Origin of the sequence: Lysinibacillus sp. NPDC093197 (assembly GCF_044754025.1) — a bacterium.
GTDB lineage: Bacteria > Bacillota > Bacilli > Bacillales_A > Planococcaceae > Lysinibacillus.
Genome location: NZ_JBIVOH010000007.1, coordinates 58663 through 75375, shown reverse-complemented (window position 1 = coordinate 75375; position 16713 = coordinate 58663). Strand labels below are relative to the sequence as shown.

The window sequence follows — 16713 nt, the reverse complement described above, 5'->3', positions numbered from 1 at the left end:
TTGTCGTACGACTAATTTTTTTATCCTACAATGCATACTACTACCTATGTCAAAAAGGAGCCGAAACATATGCAACCATTTACTAAAAATGTGATAACTGTAATAAAAAATATACCGACTGGTAAAGTAATGACCTATAGCCAAGTTGCAGCATGTGCGGGCAGTCCTAGAGGAGCCAGACAGGTTGTAAGAATACTTCATACAATGAGTGAAAAATATAATCTCCCTTGGCATCGTATTGTAAATATCAAGGGAGAAATCACTATTAAAAATGCGGCGCACCAAAAAGCATTATTAGAAGGTGAAGGGGTTATTGTCACACAAGTCCTTACACTCAGCTTAGAGGAGTATCAATATAAAATAGACCCTATGGATTTTGAATTTTAAAACTTTCTAATACCTTTATATAAATAGGCACAAATAAAAAAAATACCCCTAAATTGTTAGATTTAATGTCTAACGATTTAGGGGCATGTCGCCTGTATTTGCATCATCGAGTATTATGACTTAGATAATCACAGTATGGCTTAAACATAAAATACTTTTTTCAAAATTAATTCCAATGCCCAGCTTTTTCTAATTTCTTTTTACCTTTAAATGCTAAGATAATAGCTCCCACATTTAAAAGCAACATGATAAAAATAGTATAAAGAACATAAGTATAACTACCTGTAAATTCAAAGATAAAGCCATAAATAGGTAAAGCAACAATACCTGCAACTGCTAATCCTGTTATAGCAAGTCCATAAATTTGACTGAACTCTTTATTACCAAATAGTGCTGTTGTTAAAAGAGGCCCTAGTGTTCCAAGAGATGCAACAACGAATCCATATAGACCAGTAGCTAATTTAAATATCATCGGATTTTCTGGTACTAATAAAAGCATTCCTACTGGCACTAATCCTAAAAGCATAGCGGTAATTGCTGTATTTTTCACGCCTATTTTATCACTGAGGAAGCCGAAAAATAACGCTCCAATAACAACACCTACAGACCATGAACCCATAGCATTACCTGCAAACTTAACATCATAGCCCAATCCCATTGCGAATGGTGCAACATGTTGGTTAAAAGCAGCTACTGATGTTTCACAGAAAAAGAAAAATACTAAAAAATAAAAGGCACTCGATTTTTTCGCTATAGTAGCAGCGACACCACCATTTGTTGCCGTTTGAGCATTAACCGTTGTATCTTCTTTCACTTCTTCCATACCATATGGCTGTAACCCTATTTGTTGTGGGGCTTTTCTAATCGTTAATAACACAATAGGAATAACAATCGCCATTACGCCGACACCTAAGAAAATATACGTATTTCTCCAACCTGCACTAGCAATTAAGTTACCCGCTACTGGTTGAAGGAAAGCACCTATTAAACCACCAGCTCCAACCATAATACCTAAGGCTAAGCCCTTGTGCTTTTTAAACCAATTGTTAATAAGCACAGGTCCTGCTAATTGTGTTACGATTACAGATCCCATTGCCATTGGAATAGCAAACAGATACCAACCCCATACAGAGTTCATGAATCCAAACATTGCATAGGCTCCTGCCTCCAACATAACAGCTACCACTAAAAGAATTCTAATATTATATTTGGCTATCATCTTACCTGCAACTGGTAAAGATAGCATTGTGACAATTGATGCTATGCTAAAGTACAATGTTAAACTTCCCATTCCAATACCCAAATCTTCTGTAACTGGAGTTAAAAATAGACCACCTGTAGTCGCAATGCCTCCTTTTGCAGCTCCAACCATTACAACTAAACCTAACAATACCCACCAAGCGTAGTGGATTTTTTTCTTTGACTGACTCATATGTTGTCCCCGATTCGCATGTTGATTTTATTTTTTATATTAAATATCATTCCATTTTTAATAACTGTTTATGGCTTGGTTACAGTTTGAGAAAAAAGTAAATATTAATATGCTATTAATTAAATAGAATTTATTATATTGATATATCAAAAATTTCTTTAATGAATACTGCCTATGTTTGTTCCCATCTTCCTCCTAGTTCTTTACATACGTAATTTAGTTTAATAATAAACAACCTTCGCAATAGTAACTCGTTATTTATAATGTGTCAAATATATGAACTTTGTTATTTTACTCCAAAAATAAGCCCTATATTTGTTGAACTTACGCACACACCATGCTACAAGCCTGTTTACACTGGCTCCCGTGTAACTTATGAGCCATCAAAATACAAGTTTTTTATCCTTATATTTTTAAAATATTACCTTACAAAAGAACCACCTAAAGCGTTGTCTTTGCCCAACACTTTAGGTGGTTCTATTTTTACAATACTTACAGGAGCTAAAATTAGTTGCAGAAAAGTGTGCCAGTCACTCAAACAATTTTCGCACAATTAAAAACACCTAAAACATTGTTATATCAACAACGTTCTAGGTGCTCATTTTTAACACATTATATTCATCTTCCTACTAATCTTCTAACATTTCTACCATTTTTGAATAGCCCATCTCTTTAGCATAATCAAGCGCAGTCTTACCCGAATTATCACGAAGTTCTTTATTGGCATTGTAGGCTAATAATTCTTGTACAATTTGCTGATACACCACTGAACCGTCCGTTAATGCTACCGCTTCAATTAATGCCGTATAGCCAAATTTATTTTGATGATCGATATCTACTTTACCATCTTCTAATAGTAGCTTCACATTGTTTAAATGCCCTTTTTCAGCTGCAGGTATTAAGGCATTGCCACCATAGCGATTCACAATTTTTTGATTTGGTTCCGCATGCTCCAACATATACTTTAAAATCTCTGTTTTTCCTTGTGCGCCTGCATATAAATAGGCGCTATCCTGAATATGATCTTGTTGATTAATATCAGCACCCGCATCAATTAATCGCTTCGCAACTTCAATATAATTTTCATGTGTAGCAATTAATAAAGGCGATTCCCCTTTATTATTTGTTTCATTAAGTGGATATGATGAATCCTGTATAATTTCTAGCACCATTTCTACATCATTTTTTTCAACTGCTTGAATAAGATCACCTGATTGTGGCTTCATATGCTTTTCCTCCCCCTTGTCATTACACCCTGTGAGTATGAATAACGCGCTTACTACAATGCTTATAAAATATTTCATGTAAAACCTTCCTTTCACAAGGAGATTTTCAGTCATTAAAGCGATATCCACTGCCCCAAATTGTCTCGATTGGCAGCTCTGATAGTTTTCCTTTTTTTAATTTATCTCGAATGCGCCCTACATGAACAACAACTGTAAAAACATCGCCATCTAAGTCATCCATATACCATAGTTGACGGAAAAGTTGCTCCTTTGTCCAAACACGATTTGGATGCTCCATAAAAAAGACGAGCAGGTCAAATTCCTTTGTTGTAAAAATAACTTCCTGACCTAAAACAAATACTTTGCGTGCGGCTTTATCAACAATAATATTATTCATCTCTAAATAATCCTTTGTTTGTTCAGTACCTGTCAGCTGCTTGTAACGTTTACTATGCGCTTGTACACGAGCGACGAACTCACTCGGACTAAATGGCTTTGTTATATAATCATCCGCACCTAAGCCAAGTCCTCTTATCTTATCAATATCCTCTTTTTTTGCAGAAACAATTATAAGCGGAATATTTTTCTTTTCACGAATACGTCGACAAATTTCAAAACCGTTCATTGAAGGGAGCATTAAATCAACGACAATTAAATCAAAAGGCTCATTTAATGCTCGACTCAATCCTTCAGAACCGTCCGTTATGATTTCTGCCTCTATATCATGAATTTCTAAATAATCTCTTTGTAATTCTGCAATGCTAATATCATCTTCAATGATTAATATTCGTGATGGCATCAGTCATTGACACTTCCTTTAAGCCTTTTCCAAGATTATTGTCACCGTTGTACCAAAATGTAGCTTACTTTGAATTTTTACTTGTCCATTATGCTTTTCAACGATTTGCTTCACAATTGCAAGCCCCAAGCCGCTACCACCTGTCGTCGACGTACGCGCTTCCTCACCACGATAAAAATGATCGAATACATATGGGAGTTGGAGCTCCGAAATTCCTTGTCCGTTATCCTTAATAACAATTTCAACAAGCTGCTCAACTACTACTACTTCTAAAATCATACATAAAGGTTCATTTGCCTTTTTAAACTTCATACTATTTTCAATTAAATTAGAGATTGCCCGATTCATCTGCATACGATCAATATGAACATAGACATCCTCCACTACATTCAACACCAGCTGTACATCTCGATTGTATAATTGAAACTCCTCCACTATATGTGTAAGGAACTTGCCGATCTGTATACGCTCAAAATGAAGCTGAACTGCCTCTGCATCAAACTTAGAGTAAAGAAAAAGTTCTTCAATTAATCTGTTCAATGCAAGTGATTTAGAGTGGATGGTCTTCAAATACTTTTCCCGCTTTTCAGGCGTTTCGGCAACTCCCTCCTGTAAACCTTCCACATATCCAATAATCGTTGTAATTGGTGTTTTTAAATCATGAGAAATACTTGCGATTAGGTCTTTACGGTTTTTTTCAAGGTTTCGTTGCTCCTGAATAGAATCTAAAAGTGCTGATCGCATACTCTCAAAATTAGCTGTCAGCTCTTGTACTTCCCTTGCTGTATTAGCAGGTAATGTCGTTGCCTCTATCATTAAATCGCCCTCTCGTATTTCGGACATAGTCTGTCCTAAATTTTCTAGAGGTTTAATAATTGTCTTGTGTAAAAATTGATTTAAAAATAGCATTGCGGCAAACGATACTAAAAGGATTATGAAAATAATAATAATTCCCCATTTAGTAAGGAAATCTAAAAAGCTGTTTTCTTTTTTCAGCACTAAGACACTACCCTTAGATTTGTCGCTATAATAAAAGTCGAACTTAATATAACGGTACAGTCCCCCTGCATTATCTATTGTGCCCTTCGTTTCAATATTATTTGTATTGAAAGTTGGAAAATGCACGGCAAGTGACCGTTCTACTAATCCCTGCGAATAATAAACAATTTCCTCTTCATGACGAATGACAACTCCAAGTGACCTGTTCTCAATCTGTTGAAAACTTTTTTGCATATCTTGCACTAAAAGCCTGTCTGGATCCTCTTTGGCAATATTACGTAGCTTTACATAAGCAAGCTCCTCTTCCGGGCTCAAAGAGCGTTGCTTTGTAAAAGTTTGATACAATGTTTTAGGTGTCGGAACAGACCCTGTTGTCACATAAAAAACAATACATAAAATTGATAGAATAGAGACACTTGCAATTACAATACCGCCGATATAAGAAGTTAAAAATCTATTCTTGATTGTCATATTGATCTCCTTTCCTCAATTTATAAAGGAGATTCCTTACTTTTTCAAGTGATGGACTTTGTGGTAATTTTAAAAACTAAATGTTGGTTTTAAATCTCCCTTATACGGCTCATGCTCTACGAAGATTGTGATATCATTGCCATCTGCATCCTTACCTACACGCTTATAAGTAAACTTATCATCATTTAATTCCGTAAGTTCCAATGCTGCACCATATTTATTATCGCCTATTGATACATGTGCGCGAATTTTATTGTCATGAATGACATCAAAGTAACCATAATCTCCGCGACTTTCTCCTGTTTCTCTATTAAAGAATTCATATTTATTTGTGTCCTCTTCAAACTTTGCAACACTTAAAAAATTCCCATTAAACTCTGAGACATCATTACCTTTTTCATCAAGTACCTTTGTTCCATGCCATAATGTTTTACCTAGGATTTCATCTCCATCTACACTAGTATTAATATCTCCTGTAGAAGTTGTTAACGTTTTGTCTTCGTTAGTGAAGGCTAAATCATTTTCATATGGTATATGCTCCACAAACACTTCTATATCATTACCGTTCATATCTTTCCCCATACGTTTGTAAGTAAAGACTTCTTCATCTAATGTAGTTATTTCAACTACTGCTTGATATTTCATCGTATCAGAAATTAAAATACGCTTCATACCGTCATTCGTAATAAAGAATGTACCCTCATCGCCACGAGTCTCCCCTGTTTTCGCGTCAAAAAATTCATATCGACCTGTTTCAGAATCGTATTTTGCTAAACCGATAAATCCAGCATTCTCCTCAGTTAAATCATTGTTATCTTTGTCGTAAACACGCGTACCTTGCCAATTTGTACTGCTTAAAATATTCGCTAATGTTTGGCCCTTTGTCAGTTGCTGCTCAGCTTGATTGGCCTCCGCCTGTTCATTTTGCACGACTGAATTGTCTGCCTCAGTTTTCCCTGAATCTGTACATGCCGTTAATATTGTGACTGAACTAAAAATAGCGAGTGTTGCGAATTTTAATTTGTTGTTCATATATTATTCTCTCCCTTTTCATTTGCTTATGCTTAATTATGAAGTCCAGTTCTAAACTGCATATATCGCAAATATAAACAAAATATAAATTCGAGAAAAAAATCTTATTCGTTGTAAGATCTTATAAAAAAGTAAAACTCGCCACAGATATTGGCGAGTTTGTTTGTAACTTATTAAATTTTTTTATAATGAAGCATCGCAAGTTGACCTAACTTTTCAACTTTGCTTAAACTATATTTTTGGGTAATATCATCGCCGTTATAAAGAGAGATTCCCTTACCTAAAATAATTGGGGCAATGGCTATTTGGAATTCATCAATTAAATTTTCTTTAAAAAATTCACGTGCTAAATTCCCCCCACCAATTAGCCATATATCTCTACCAGGCTGTTGCTTTAAATTGTTAATGAAAGCTTCAACATCTTCATTAATAAATGAAGCATATTCATCTGAACCGCTGACAGATTTAGAAAACACATAGTTTTTATAATCACTATAAGGATAGGCCATGTCAAATCCTCGAATGGTATCATATGTTCCCTTACCCATCACAACCGTATCAATTTTATTTAGAAGGGAATTGTAACCCGAATCGCCTTCTACTTCCGTAGACTCCAACCACTCTAATGTACCATCATCATTTGCAATAAAACCATCAATAGAAGTACCTATATACAAAATAACATTACGTCTTTTTTCCATATAAATCCCCATTCCTGTTTCACAAGATAACATTAAGTATATCAGTAACTGTTATCTAAAATTAATATGTTCGTACCAATGGTGGTGTATATTTTGCAATAAATTGTTCGATTTCGATAAATGAGTTGGAAAATAACATTGCCTTTTTATCTGCTTCAGTTAAAAAACCGTTTGTTACCATATCATCATAAAATTCTTTTAATTTATCATAATAGCCACCTACATTGAATAAAACACATGGATTTTGGTGTTGTCCAATTCTTGCCCATGAAATTACCTCTGAAATTTCTTCTAACGTTCCAGGTCCCCCAGGCAGTGCAATATAGCAGTTCCCTAATTCAATCATCTTATTTTTTCGTTCAGACATGGACTGCACAACTTCTAAACGAGTTAAATTAGGATGACTTAGCTCTCGATCAACTAAAAATGTCGGAATAATGCCGATTACTTTACCGTTATGTAATAAAACTTCATCTGCAATGACACCCATTAGACCAGCTTTTCCTCCGCCATATACTAGAGTATGACCATTTTCGGCAATCCATTTACCAAGTGCTTTTGCTGCCTCTTCGTATAAATCATTGTTACCTAGACTTGCACCGCAATAAACTGAAATATTCAAATTCGATTCCTCCTTTATGCTATCATTATAGAAGTATAAGGAGTGATTTTCATTGAATATTTTTGAATATCAAAAGTGGATAACTGAATTTTACAAAAAGCGAGGCTGGTACGACTTAAACCCTTTTATTCGTGTCAATTTTTTAACGGAAGAGGTTGGTGAAGTTTCAAAGGCCATACGAACAATTGAAATTGGGCGTGATCGTCCAGATGAAAAAGCTCTACCAAAAGAACAACAAATTGAGAATTTAAAAGAAGAACTAGGCGATGTTCTTGATAATTTATTTATTTTAGCTGATAAGTACGAAATTGATTTAACTGAAATTATGATAAGCCATAAAGATAAACTAATAAAAAGATATCAATAATATTAAAAGTTTTAAACATCCACCCCTAATTCGTTGTCATATTAACGAATTAGGGGTTTTTTCTCATAATCCTCAGTTATTCCGTAACAAGTTACAAGGCATTCAAATGTAAATCATCTAGCTCAAAAAAGTTCTATAAGCCCCCTATTGTATGCACTTCTGCACATTACTCAAAAACAGCTAAAATCTCATACTATCGCTATTTATTGAATTTTTATATTAAAATCTAAATTATGAAGTATATTCCAAAAAATCTATTTATGTTATATACTATACGCTAGAATAACAAAGGGAGTTTACAAATTTGGCAAATACTTTTAATTTTGTATTGCGAGTTTTTTTCTTTTGCCATCAAAGACCGGACCGTTCATTCCATTATAAAGGGAAGAAATTCCCTCTATGTGCCAGATGCACTGGTATGGCAGTAGGTTATCTTTTATCCATACTATTAGTCATACTTTTAGGCATATTTGATTTATGGATTATAGCTTTATTAATTTTACCAATGGCTATAGACGGTACAGGTCAATTATTTGGTAAATGGACAAGTAATAATAGTAGACGGTTCCTTACTGGATTAACTGGTGGAATCGGTATTATTTATATTTTCTACATTATTGGTTACCAATTTTTTTTATTTGGTCAATATGTTGGGAGAAATCTATAACAAAATATTGGAGGTACTATTATGTATTGTAAAAACTGTGGCGAACATATTTCTGAACATGCAGAAATTTGTATCCACTGTGGTGTCCGCGTAAAAAATGCAGGTGGTGAAGACAAACCAAACTGGGGCGTTAACATAATTACACTTTGCTGTGTGCCACTTGTTGGATTAATTATGTTCTTTGTTTGGAAAAACGAAAAGCCAGTTGCGGCTAAATCAGCTTTAATGTTCTTCTTTATTAACATAGCAATTATCGTATTATTCTATATTGCAATGTTCATTATTGGATTTTCAAGTTACTAAAACGAAGGATTACATAATGTATTGTGAATTGAATTGAACATATTTCTGATTTAGTAAAAATTCGCCCTAAATGTGGCGTACGCCCTTACGTCATAAATCTTCTGTCACATGTGGCTCTAGTATAAATAGTAATCCGATAATTAAGGTTTAACTACGGACGCTTTTACTAATTGCTAAACAAACAGCACGGTGAACAAGATGATAAAAGGGAAATTTTTAGTATGTAGGGGGTTTTATTATGTATTGTCCTAATTGTGGTTCTACCATTAACGAGAATGCCGAAATTTGTATACATTGTGGTGTCAACGTATTAAAATTTAACAACCAAATAACTGTAGCTAAAAATGATAAACCTAATATTTGGGTTAATGTACTCAGCTTATGCTGTTTCCCTCTGCTTGGCATTATCATCTATTTTGTATGGAAAGACACTCAACCAAAAGCTGCAAAGTCTGCTTTAATATTTGCTTTGTTTGGTTTAGCTATTTCAATTATTTTCGCAATTATTACATTTGTAATAGGGATTGCAACAGAAATGATGGATGATAGCTATTATTACTAATCAATATGACTACAGTGCTTTGGTTTCCATTCACTTCATCATAAACAATAAAGAAGGGTAGACATTTAGAAAAGTCCCCCTTCTTTTTATCGTATTGCTATAAATAAAAGCAACAAGCTTAAAAAATAATATGTATGAGCCTATCGTTTTTTTATTTCAATAATTTTGCTTATTAAGATCAATTACGATTTTATTAAATGACCATCTTTATCAGTAAATTTACCAACGATAATCATAACTAAATCAACTATTGTCCAAATTCCGAACCCACCTAATGTGAAAATCATTAAAATACCTGTACCGATTTTACCAACATAAAAACGGTGAATTCCTAGACCTCCTAAAAAGAAACAAAGTAATAATGTTGCTACGAAATTTTTGTCCGACATGTAAATACCTCCGATAAATTTATAAATACTTTATTAGATCACTCAATAATTATATATTACAAATAAAGTATTTTACAACATTTATTTCCTTTTATATAATACTACATTATTGATATTTTACTTCCTATAAAACGGACATTTGATTATATATAAAATTATCAAAACCACCTAAATCGTATTGTCCCTTTTTTAGAATTAAAGAAAGAAGCATCCAGTACATTTAGTTTCCTTAATACGTCTTTAATATAAAGTCTATGTGCTTTCTATAATTCATAACTCATAATCGTGCTCATTACTTATACTAAACCTAAAGCTATTTCCACTATCTTTGTAAATAATGTTTTTCTTTCTTCTAGTGTAGTAATTATATATATGAATAGATTTGTATTACGTTACCAAAGAATAAGTCCCCCTTCGAAACATATATTTTTTTAAGAAGTGAATTTATAGGGGGTTTTATCATGGTTATCACACCGGGTATTGAGGATCTACCTTACGTACTTCAAAAAAGTGGGGTAAAGTTTTTTACTTTAGTTGCTGAGGAAATAACGTGGGAATTGGTAGATGGTATCTTTATCAAAGCATGGGGATATAACGGCTCTACACCAGGACCAACAATTCGAGTTTTTCCTGGAGATAAAGTATGTATTAGGGTCATTAATCAATTACCTGTCCATACAAGCGTACATTGGCATGGATTAATCGTACCCAATTCTATGGATGGTGTCCCCCCCATTGAGCCCTCCCCATTTATAGAACCTGGATATTATTTTGATTATCATTTTACAATAGTCAATCCCCCAGGCACGTATATGTATCATTCCCATGTTGATGTTTCTATACAAGACAATGCGGGGTTATTAGGTGGCTTTATTGTTGAAAATCCGTCAGAGGTAAACATACCAAACCATAAAGATTACCTATGTTTACTTCAAGAATGGGCAATAAATGCTTTACCATGGGGCGATCTAACAAAAGGTACGTATGATTTAACATTTATTAAACCTGATTTTAATTTTTTTACAATCAACGGCCGTTGCTACCCATTAACTGAACCTTTACTAGTAAAATACGGAGATACGGTTAAAGTACGATTTGGTAATATTCAAATGAACCACCACCCCATCCATTTACATGGACATCAGTTTAAAGTAGTTGGTGCTGATGGTTTTCCAATTGTCCCTCATACACAAATTTATAAAAACACTATACTCGTCGCATCTGGTGAAACTTGGGATATTAGCTTCCAAGCGAATAACCCAGGTATTTGGCCAATGCACTGCCACATGCCTCATCACGTTACAAACAACGGTGTAGTTGGCTTAGGTGGTATGTTTACTACAGTTAAATATGAAGAAATGAATAATTCACCTTCTTTTTAGTGTGAAATTCATGGAAAATAAGTATTTTTATAAAAATCAATTGATTGGATATTTTGTTTCTACTATATAAGATAGCTGGCGTTATTTTTAAATAAACGCCAGCTATTTTTATTTTCCACTGATGTATCTACAACTACTGTCTTGATAAGGTGCAATGAAAAAATTAATGACTTATAGTATGTCATTTCACACTCGAAAGTCCTACTTTTTCATTAAATTACCAGGAAGATAGATTTAATTTGTAATTAATAAACTAATACTAATTATCAATATTTTAATATCCAGATATTCTAATTACTCCCTTTATGATAAATTGGAAATATCACACTAAACTGAAAAGTGTGACAATAAAAGCTGAAGGGGGAAATGTGATTTGAAAAAGTTTAAGTTTACGAAGTTTCTAAGTAGTATTCTAGCTTTCGTTATGGTGCTTTCTCTATTTGTTCCATTATCGAGTGCTCGTGCTGAAGAGTCGAAACCATTCAAGCAAGATAGCCAAAGTGAAAGTATTATTCAACTAAAGGCGGCTATCGCTGAACAGCAAAGCTTGTCTAAAGATGGTCCAACTCTTCACGAAAGCTTACAAAATGTATCAGGCAATCAAGATGTTGCGGTCATTATTCATTTATCAGAATTGCCTGTAGCACTAGAGCAAGGAATGAGCCAAGTCAAAGGTCAAAGATTCTCAAATGCCCGTGCAAATGAAGTTCGCTCAAATGTAAAAGCACAACAAACAAAAGTTAAAAAAGAGTTAGCTATTAAAAAAGTACAGATGACTCAAGGATTCACTTTTGATACTGTTTTAAATGGTTTTGCGGCAACTGTGAAAGCAAATGATCTTCCGAAACTGCTTACAGTAGAAGGAATTACATTAATCGAACCTGATGCAATTGTTTATGCATCCGAAGATAATTCGATGAAATCATCGGAACTTACTAAGGAAGAACAATTAGAAGCTCAAATGAATACAAGTAATTCTTTCCTTGGCATTGAACAGCTTTGGCAGGAAGGTTTAGAAGGGCAAGGAATAAAAGTAGCAGTATTAGATACTGGTATTGATGCAGATCACCCTGAGTTTGCTGGTGTTTACAAGGGCGGAAAAAATTTCATTCCAAATTCATCAACTTACACGAAACCTCGTGCAGATGACGATGCATCGGAAACTTTGCCTTCGGAGCGTCCAGCGGGGACACCTGAATTTAATGAAAAGGGAAGCTCGTTCTATACTTCCCACGGTACACATGTTGCAGGAACAATTGCGGCAATCGGCGCTAACGAATTCGGTATTAAAGGAATTGCTCCAAAAGTAGACCTTTATGCTTATCGTGTTCTTGGGGCATACGGAAGTGGCGCTACATCCGGTATCGTTAAAGCAATTGAAACTGCTGTAATAGAAAAAATGGACATTATCAACCTTTCACTTGGCGGTGGAGCTAACTCTGAAACGGATGCTGGTTCATTCGCTATTAATAATGCAATGATGGCTGGAACAATTGGCGTAATAGCAACAGGGAACTCTGGTCCAAATCGCGGAACAATGGGCACGCCTGCAACCGCTCGTTTAGGAATTGCTGTTGGTAACACATCATATCCTGAAACAATGTATAACGGGGAAGTGAATGTTGCAGTTGGCAACTACAACTTAACAAAGCAGCTTCCATTAATGGGGACGACTTTTGGAAAAAATTTATCAACCCAGCTTCAAGGAGAATTTGATCTAGTTGCTGTTCCTGGAAACGGGGAAATAAAAGATTTTGAAGGAATTAATGTAGAGGGTAAAGTGGCATTGATTGCTCGTGGCGGTATCGCATTCGTTGATAAAATTGCGAATGCAAAGGCAAATGGAGCAATCGCAACAATTATTCATAACTTCGCTGGTGGAACGAATGCACCGAACATTTCAGGCACATTCCTTGGTGATTCATTTGAGTTTCTGCCGACATTTGATATGTCCCAAACAGATGGCGATGCAATTCGCGCTGCATTAGCAGGCGGAACTGGAAAAGTAAGCTTTAGTAAATTTGCTTCCACAAAGACACTTGGGGATGATGTAAACACTTCAAGTTCACGTGGACCATCTACACCAAACTTTGATATTAAACCAGATGTAAGTGCACCTGGAACAAACATTATGTCATCGATTCCAATGTATAAAAAAGATTTCCCTGATGCTGATTATGCGGAAGCATATGCTCGTAAAACAGGAACTTCTATGGCAACACCGCATATTGCGGGTATTGTTGCATTAGTTAAACAAGCAAATCCTGATTGGAACGCGTTCGATGTAAAAGTAGCAATTTCTAATACAGCACAGGTTTTAGATACAACAAAATACGATGTGTTTTCTCAGGGGGCAGGGCGTGTAAATGCTTATGCAGCAGCTCATCCTGAAATCCTTGCCTATGCACTTGATAGCGCAATTATAGATGGAACTGGTGCAGTTGCAGAAAACTTGAAGGGTACAGTCACTTTCGGTCCACAATCGCTTAAAGATCGGGATATCTCTGTAACAAAACAAGTTTTAGTAAAAGATATTAATGGAAACGGCGGCAATTACAATGTATCTATTGATGTGACAAAAACATTTGGTGATGCAACTGTTACAGTCGATCAACCGACATTTAATCTAGTTGGTGAGCAAGTTTTAAATATTACATTAACTGCTTCACAAGCTACAGCACCAAACGGCTCTGAAATACTAGGGTATATTTACATCAGTGATGGAGCTACAAAAATTTCATTGCCATTCGCAGCTGACTTTAGCGGCGCGGCAGTAACTGAAATTAAAGATTATAAGATTACAGAAACAGACCTATCCTTTAATGGAGATGGCGTGAAAGATTCGGCTGTACTTTCATTCACATTAACTGGAGATGTCACAACTAACTATATCGAGCTTTGGGATATTATGAACCCTGAAGGTGGAGAATACGGAGACGGCTACATTGGTTATCTGCATGCAGGGACTGCGCTAGGAAAAGGCTCTTATACGCTGAACGTTGGCGGGCAGTACAAACCATGGGGATCAGCACCTGCAACAACGATTCCTGACGGTCTGTATACAATTGACTTCACTGGTCTCGCAGCATCAGGGGTAGTTTCCGATTATGTTGGACCAATTATCGTGAAAACGACTAAACCCGAAATTACTGGTTCAGTAGCTGAAGGTGTCGCTACAGGACAGGTAACAGATAAGTATATCGACTACAATGAAGAGTTATATTTATACGGTTTAAATTATAATTTAAATGATAAATTAAAAGCTTCCTATATTTCGACGGTAAATGGCGAAGTACAAACACCAGTTGCTTTTGAATTAAATCAAGACGGTAGCTTCACATTCCCAGTAACAGCAGAAACGAATGCTGTATCTGTAATAATTAATGACGCTGCCGGTAATGTTGGTGAAGCAATAATATATGAAAAAGATGTAGTAGAACCAGAAGTAACACTTTCTGTAAATCCAACTGAGTTGAACCTAACAGCTGGAGAAACTGCACAACTTACGGTAACCGAAACGTCAACACCTGCAGAAGGTGATGTAACAGAGGAAGACGTAACTTCAAAAGCTACTTATGTTGTTGGAGATGAAAATGTTGCAACAGTCGTAAATGGATTAGTAACTGCTGTAGGTGCAGGCACGACTACTATTACTATTTCATATGGTGATAATAAGGTTACTATAAATGTTACAGTTAAAGCACCTGTTATAGAAGAACCAATAGTAACACTAGAAATCGACCAAGCTCAAGTTGAAACTAGAATAGGTAAAGAAGTTACAGTTAAGATTACTGAAGTAACTACTTTTGATGGTAAAACAACAGAAAAAGATGTTACACGACTTGCAACCTACGAAGTAGCGAATGATAAAATAGCTACTGTAAAAGCAGGGGTTGTAAAAGGAAAAGGTCAAGGTAATACTACAATTACGGTAACGTATGGTGAGCACACACTAACATTTGACGTGGTGGTTGTAAAGCCTGGCAATGGTAATGGTAATGGCAACGGTAACGGTAACGGCAATGGCAATGGCAATGGCAATGGCAATGGCAATGGCAATGGCAATGGCAATGGTAATGGTAATGGTAACGGCAATGGTAACGGCAATGGTAATGGCAATGGTAACGGCAATGGTAATGGCAACGGTAATGGTAATGGCAACGGTAATGGTAATGGTAATGGTAATGGCAATGGTAATGGCAATGGCAACGGTAATGGTAATGGTAATGGCAACGGTAATGGTAATGGTAACGGTAACGGCAATAAAAATAATAATGAAGTTACCGAGGTACAGTTATAATATTTCAGTTCAAGCAAAAAGAGAAATTGCACAGCGCAATTTCTCTTTTTGCTATTTATTATAAAGTAATGACTTGCAATTAATCTCTTATTATATCGCCAAAATGTATAATTCCTCGTTAATCTCACTAAACACGATCTATACAAATAAAGGAACTCAAAAAAGAAATCTTCTGCTTGTTTTCACATTAAATTTCCAAGGAGATGGTATCGTTTAATATTAGAAATATTATTGCAATATAAATGCCATGTACGTAAACAAATTAACACCTCCTTGTTCTTTTTCTCAGAAAAAACTATGTTACGATTATTTTATATTGACAACTAAGAACGAACATGGAGGATACATGAATGCTTAAAAAAATTATAGCAATTGTACCAGTTGCAATGCTCTCTGCTACTTTAGGTGCTAATGCTCAAGCTGCAACGATTACAGTACAAAAAGGTGATACCCTTTGGGATTTATCACGTGCAAATAATACATCTGTAGAAAATATCCAAAAGTTAAATCATATTAATACTAACCTTATTCACCCTGGGGATGTTCTTACCATTGCACAGCAAAAACAATATATCGTTAAGCAAGGTGATACATTATGGGACATAGCTCTAAATCATCAAGTAACCGTTTCACAAATTAAAGAATGGAACCAATTACAAACTGATCTCATTCATCCAGGTTTAAATCTATCTATCTTTGTTGGTTTGGAAACTAACACGGCTGTAACTGAAAAACCAATAATGCCTGCAACTCATGAAGCAAAAGAAACGACAACTTCAGTAACCTCTCCATCAAGTAATTCTACTTCAACGGAGAATAAACCTGAAGCAACTGTTCCATCAACAAGTAATTCAGCTTCAGAGGAAAGTACACCTAAAGCAACCGCTCCATCAACAAGTAATTCTACTTCAGTGGAAAGTACACCTGAAGCAACCGCTCCATCAACAAGTAATTCTACTTCAGTGGAGAGTACACCTGAAGCAACCGCTCCATCAACAAGTAATTCTACTTCAGTGGAAAGTACACCTGAAGCAACCGCTCCATCAACAAGTAATTCTACTTCAGTGGAGAGTA

The 16713-nt window shown here is 35.3% G+C and carries 15 protein-coding genes and 1 pseudogene; 8 read left to right on the top strand and 8 right to left on the bottom strand.

Annotation, left to right across the window (positions count from 1 at the left end; genetic code table 11):
* Window positions 1-69: 69 nt before the first annotated feature.
* Entirely contained in the window at window positions 70-387 is a 318-nt protein-coding gene (locus tag ACIP9G_RS17180; protein ID WP_401020960.1) for an MGMT family protein, read from the top strand.
* A 166-nt stretch (window positions 388-553) separates the two neighbouring features.
* Here the strand turns inward: ACIP9G_RS17180 and ACIP9G_RS17175 are convergent, their stop codons facing one another.
* The 7 genes and pseudogenes from ACIP9G_RS17175 to ACIP9G_RS17145 form a co-directional block, all read right to left on the bottom strand.
* The gene (locus tag ACIP9G_RS17175; protein WP_401020957.1) at window positions 554-1819 is read right to left on the bottom strand and encodes an MFS transporter; all 1266 of its coding nucleotides are present in this window, start codon (window positions 1817-1819) and stop codon (window positions 554-556) included.
* Window positions 1820-2448: 629 nt separating this feature from the next.
* The gene (locus ACIP9G_RS17170; protein ID WP_401020954.1) at window positions 2449-3045 is read right to left on the bottom strand and encodes an ankyrin repeat domain-containing protein; all 597 of its coding nucleotides are present in this window, start codon (window positions 3043-3045) and stop codon (window positions 2449-2451) included.
* 106 nt (window positions 3046-3151) lie between these two features.
* The gene (locus tag ACIP9G_RS17165) at window positions 3152-3844 is read right to left on the bottom strand and encodes a response regulator transcription factor (RefSeq protein WP_340821596.1); all 693 of its coding nucleotides are present in this window, start codon (window positions 3842-3844) and stop codon (window positions 3152-3154) included.
* An 18-nt stretch (window positions 3845-3862) separates the two neighbouring features.
* Entirely contained in the window at window positions 3863-5314 is a 1452-nt protein-coding gene (locus tag ACIP9G_RS17160) for a sensor histidine kinase (RefSeq protein ID WP_401020951.1), read from the bottom strand.
* A 69-nt stretch (window positions 5315-5383) separates the two neighbouring features.
* Window positions 5384-6211: pseudogene (locus ACIP9G_RS17155) on the bottom strand (DUF4822 domain-containing protein); the annotation flags it as partial.
* Between the two features lie 308 nt (window positions 6212-6519).
* Window positions 6520-7047 carry a dihydrofolate reductase family protein gene (locus ACIP9G_RS17150; protein WP_401020948.1) on the bottom strand — a complete coding sequence of 176 codons (528 nt, stop codon included), beginning with the start codon at window positions 7045-7047 and terminating at the stop codon, window positions 6520-6522.
* 61 nt (window positions 7048-7108) lie between these two features.
* Window positions 7109-7669 (bottom strand): LOG family protein, encoded by a 561-nt coding sequence (locus tag ACIP9G_RS17145; RefSeq protein ID WP_401020947.1) that lies wholly within the window; start codon window positions 7667-7669, stop codon window positions 7109-7111.
* A 52-nt stretch (window positions 7670-7721) separates the two neighbouring features.
* Here ACIP9G_RS17145 and ACIP9G_RS17140 point away from each other — a divergent pair, with 52 nt between their 5' ends.
* From ACIP9G_RS17140 to ACIP9G_RS17125, 4 genes are all read left to right on the top strand, one after another.
* Window positions 7722-8036, top strand: coding sequence for a MazG nucleotide pyrophosphohydrolase domain-containing protein (locus ACIP9G_RS17140; protein WP_401020945.1), 315 nt, complete (start codon window positions 7722-7724; stop codon window positions 8034-8036).
* Between the two features lie 304 nt (window positions 8037-8340).
* Window positions 8341-8703, top strand: a complete 363-nt coding sequence (locus ACIP9G_RS17135) for a DUF2085 domain-containing protein (protein ID WP_401020944.1) — start codon at window positions 8341-8343, stop codon at window positions 8701-8703.
* Window positions 8704-8724: 21 nt separating this feature from the next.
* Window positions 8725-9006, top strand: a complete 282-nt coding sequence (locus ACIP9G_RS17130; RefSeq protein WP_401020942.1) for a zinc ribbon domain-containing protein — start codon at window positions 8725-8727, stop codon at window positions 9004-9006.
* Window positions 9007-9244: 238 nt separating this feature from the next.
* Window positions 9245-9568 carry a zinc-ribbon domain-containing protein gene (locus tag ACIP9G_RS17125; protein ID WP_340821587.1) on the top strand — a complete coding sequence of 108 codons (324 nt, stop codon included), beginning with the start codon at window positions 9245-9247 and terminating at the stop codon, window positions 9566-9568.
* Between the two features lie 182 nt (window positions 9569-9750).
* Here the strand turns inward: ACIP9G_RS17125 and ACIP9G_RS17120 are convergent, their stop codons facing one another.
* The gene (locus tag ACIP9G_RS17120) at window positions 9751-9957 is read right to left on the bottom strand and encodes an NINE protein (RefSeq protein ID WP_340821586.1); all 207 of its coding nucleotides are present in this window, start codon (window positions 9955-9957) and stop codon (window positions 9751-9753) included.
* 461 nt (window positions 9958-10418) lie between these two features.
* Between ACIP9G_RS17120 and ACIP9G_RS17115 the strand changes: the two genes are divergently transcribed.
* The 3 genes from ACIP9G_RS17115 to ACIP9G_RS17105 form a co-directional block, all read left to right on the top strand.
* Window positions 10419-11339, top strand: a complete 921-nt coding sequence (locus ACIP9G_RS17115; RefSeq protein ID WP_401020940.1) for a multicopper oxidase family protein — start codon at window positions 10419-10421, stop codon at window positions 11337-11339.
* Window positions 11340-11712: 373 nt separating this feature from the next.
* Window positions 11713-15639, top strand: a complete 3927-nt coding sequence (locus ACIP9G_RS17110; RefSeq protein WP_401020939.1) for a S8 family serine peptidase — start codon at window positions 11713-11715, stop codon at window positions 15637-15639.
* Window positions 15640-15989: 350 nt separating this feature from the next.
* The coding region (locus ACIP9G_RS17105; protein WP_401020937.1) for a LysM peptidoglycan-binding domain-containing protein at window positions 15990-16713 on the top strand (724 nt) is incomplete at its 3' end.